General features: G+C 60.4%; 4 protein-coding genes. All 4 read right to left on the bottom strand.

What is annotated here, in order from left to right; genetic code table 11:
• Positions 1 to 156 precede the first annotated feature (156 nt).
• From arsH to L6D64_RS28035, 4 genes are read right to left on the bottom strand one after another with little or no spacing between them, the layout of a single operon-like run.
• Positions 157 to 858 (bottom strand): arsenical resistance protein ArsH, encoded by a 702-nt coding sequence (gene arsH / locus L6D64_RS28050; protein WP_176510402.1) that lies wholly within the window; start codon positions 856 to 858, stop codon positions 157 to 159.
• A 12-nt stretch (positions 859 to 870) separates the two neighbouring features.
• Positions 871 to 1,341 (bottom strand): arsenate reductase ArsC, encoded by a 471-nt coding sequence (locus L6D64_RS28045; RefSeq protein WP_176510401.1) that lies wholly within the window; start codon positions 1,339 to 1,341, stop codon positions 871 to 873.
• Between the two features lie 27 nt (positions 1,342 to 1,368).
• On the bottom strand, positions 1,369 to 2,652 hold the full coding sequence (locus L6D64_RS28040) for an arsenic transporter (protein WP_176510400.1): 1,284 nt from the start codon (positions 2,650 to 2,652) through the stop codon (positions 1,369 to 1,371).
• Positions 2,653 to 2,673: 21 nt separating this feature from the next.
• Positions 2,674 to 3,021, bottom strand: a complete 348-nt coding sequence (locus L6D64_RS28035; protein WP_176510399.1) for a metalloregulator ArsR/SmtB family transcription factor — start codon at positions 3,019 to 3,021, stop codon at positions 2,674 to 2,676.
• Positions 3,022 to 3,226: the final 205 nt, after the last annotated feature.

The following is a 3,226-nucleotide window of genomic DNA, read 5'->3' as shown; positions in this document are numbered from 1 at the left end:
CAGGCACTCCGGCAGCAGCGTGACTTGCGTCCGGACCTCACCTTCAATGAACCGCTTCATGATCGTCCCCGCCACGATCTCGACGATCAGAAGGTTAGACAATCGCAGGTGTTTTCACACAGCCTGGACCCATAGCGGACATTCCGGGCATAGCGCTTAGATCGAGCGCTGGTTCACACGAGCAGATAGCTGCTCGGCGTTTTCCTTCCGCTCCGAATAGCGATCCACCAGGAATTCCTGGCGGTCACGCAGCAGCATGGTGAACTTCACTAGCTCCTCCATAACATCCACCACGCGGTCATAATACGGCGAAGGCTTCATCCGCCCAGAGTCGTCGAACTCCAGGTAGGCCTTGGGTACCGAGGACTGGTTCGGGATGGTAAACATCCGCATCCAGCGGCCAAGCACACGCAGCTGGTTGACGACGTTGAACGACTGCGAGCCGCCACATACCTGCATGACTGCCAAGGTCTTGCCTTGTGTGGGGCGAAGCGCACCCAGCGCCAGGGGAACCCAGTCGATCTGCGCCTTGAACACGGCAGACATCGCGCCATGACGCTCAGGCGAGCACCAGACCTGGCCTTCCGACCACTGCACCAGATCACGCAGCTCTTGCACCTTCGGATGCTCCACCGGCACGTCGTCAGGTAGCGGCAGGCCAGAGGGATTGAAAATGCGAGTCTCGGCTCCGAAGTGCTCCAGCAGGCGCGCTGCTTCTTCGATCAGCAGGCGGCTGAAGGAGCGCTCGCGAGTCGATCCGTATAGCAACAGAATGCGTGGTTTGTGCTCGCTGGAACGGGTTGCTGCTGGTGGCACATCGAACAGCGCGAGGTCGAGATTAGGCAATTGCTCGGACATGTTTCCTCCTGCTCAAAGCGTACCGATGCGATCCAGCTCATGCTTGAGCTGATCACGGTCGAGGTGATCGAAAGGCAGTGCGAAGAAGGCCTGGCAGCGAGCCTCGATGCGGGCCAGCGTGGCGCAGAATGCTGCGTCCACCGACGCCTCGTCAGCCACGACATCGGACGGATCCTCCAACCCCCAGTGCGTCTTCAGTGCAGGGCCGAAATACACCGGGCAAGCTTCGCCGGCTGCCTTGTCGCACACCGTGATGACGATATCAGGAGGGCAGTCGACGAACGCGTCGTTGCCCTTGCTGCACAGCCCATCGGTTGAGATACCGGCATGCTGCAAGGTGGTCAGGCTGCGAGGCAACACTTGGCCCTTCGGAAAACTGCCGGAACTGACGGCTTCAAATCCGTGAGGCGCCAAGTGATTGAACATGGCTTCGGAAAGGATGCTGCGGCAGCTGTTGGCCGTGCACATGAACAGGACTCGCATGGGGGCTCCTCCGCTTCGTGGCGGATGTCAGAGGCTCAGGCGCAATGCCAGGGCCGAAAGGGTGATCAACAGAACCGGCAGCGTCAGCAGGATGCCGACCTTGAAGTAGTAACCCCAGGTGATGCGCATGCCTTTGCGCTCCAGCACGTGCAGCCAGAGCAGCGTGGCGAGGCTGCCGATGGGCGTGATTTTCGGGCCGAGGTCGCAGCCGATGACGTTGGCGTAGATCATCGCCTCACGCACCAGCCCTTGCGCCTCGCTGGCCTGGATCGACAGAGCGCCAACCAGCACGCTGGGCATGTTGTTCATGACCGAGGACAGCAATGCAGCAATCAACCCGGTGCCAATGGCGGCACTCCAAAGACCTTGCTGCGCGAGGCGATCCAGCAGCTGGGTGAGCATGTCGGTGAGGCCGGCATTTTTCAGCCCGTAGACCACCAGGTACATGCCAAGAGAGAAGATCACCACCTGCCAGGGCGCTTCGCGCAGTACCTTGCGGGTCGAGATGCGATGCCCGCGAGCGGCGACGGCAAAGAGGATTGCCGCACAGGCTGCGGCTACCGCACTGATCGGGATACCCAGTGGTTCCAGGGCGAACAGGCCGATCAACAGCACCACCAGCACCCAGCCACCGACGTTGAAGGTTGCGCGGTCATGAATCGCCTCGCTTGGGACCTTCAAGGCCCCGACCGTGTATTGCTTCGGGATGTCACGGCGGAAGAACAGGAATAGCACCAGCAGCGTTGCGGCCACGCTGGCGAAGTTCACCGGCACCATCACCGAGGCATACTCGCTGAAACCCAGCCTGAAGTAGTCGGCCGAGACGATGTTCACCAGGTTGGAGACTACCAGCGGCAGGCTCGTCGTATCGGCAATGAAGCCGGCGGCCATGACGAAAGCCAGCGTCGCGGCAGGAGAAAAACGCAGCGCGAGAAGCATCGACATGACGATGGGCGTGAGTATCAGCGCCGCACCATCGTTAGCGAACAGCGCCGACACGGCAGCACCGAGCAGCACGCAGAAGGCGAACAGGCGGTAGCCGCAGCCGTTTGCCCAGCGCGCCACGTGGAGCGCGGCCCACTCGAAGAAACCGGCCTCGTCCAGCAACAGGCTGATGATGATGACGGCGATGAAGGTGGCGGTGGCGTTCCAGACAATCGCCCACACGGTCGGGATGTCGTGCAGCGAAACGGCACCCGCCGCCAAGGCGATGAGGGCACCGAGCGCGGCACTCCAGCCAACGCCAAGCCCCTTCGGCTGCCAGATAACCAGAATGAGGGTGAAAACAAAGACGGCAATGGCGACCAGCATGAAGATCTCGCTCGGTGATGATCAGCAGCAGGCAGCGTCACGAACGGGGCGGCCGTCCATGTTCTTCAGCCGAAGAGAGTTGTCTGCCAACCACTGCGAGTTGGCCTGCAAGGTCACCTGCAACATTTCATGCACCCAAGCGGGCAGATCCGGGTTCAGGCGGTAATACACCCATTGCCCCTGGCGACGATCCAACAGAATGCCATTGCTGCGCAGCTGCGCGAGGTGGCGGCTTATCTTGGGTTGGCTGTCGTTCAGCGCGCACATCAGTTCGCAGACACATAGCTCACCAAGGCTAGCGATCAGCAGGGTGGCGCGGACACGGGTCTCGTCGGACAGGCTCTTGAACACATCTGGCGGGGTAATCATGACTATACCTGTACATATGGAAAATCGAATATACGGATTTCCATATGTGTTAGGCAAGCATATTTGGCCTGAACGTCTGCTATGGGTCCAGGCTGTGTGAAAACACCTGCGATTGTCTAACCTTCTGATCGTGGAGATCGTGGCGGGGACGATCATGAAGCGGTTCATTGAAGGTGAGGTCCGGACGCAAGTCACGCTGCTGCCG

Origin of the sequence: Pseudomonas urethralis (assembly GCF_021602465.1) — a bacterium.
In the GTDB taxonomy this organism is placed as follows: Bacteria; Pseudomonadota; Gammaproteobacteria; order Pseudomonadales; family Pseudomonadaceae; genus Aquipseudomonas; species Aquipseudomonas vlassakiae.
This window is presented reverse-complemented; position numbering and strand designations above follow the sequence as displayed.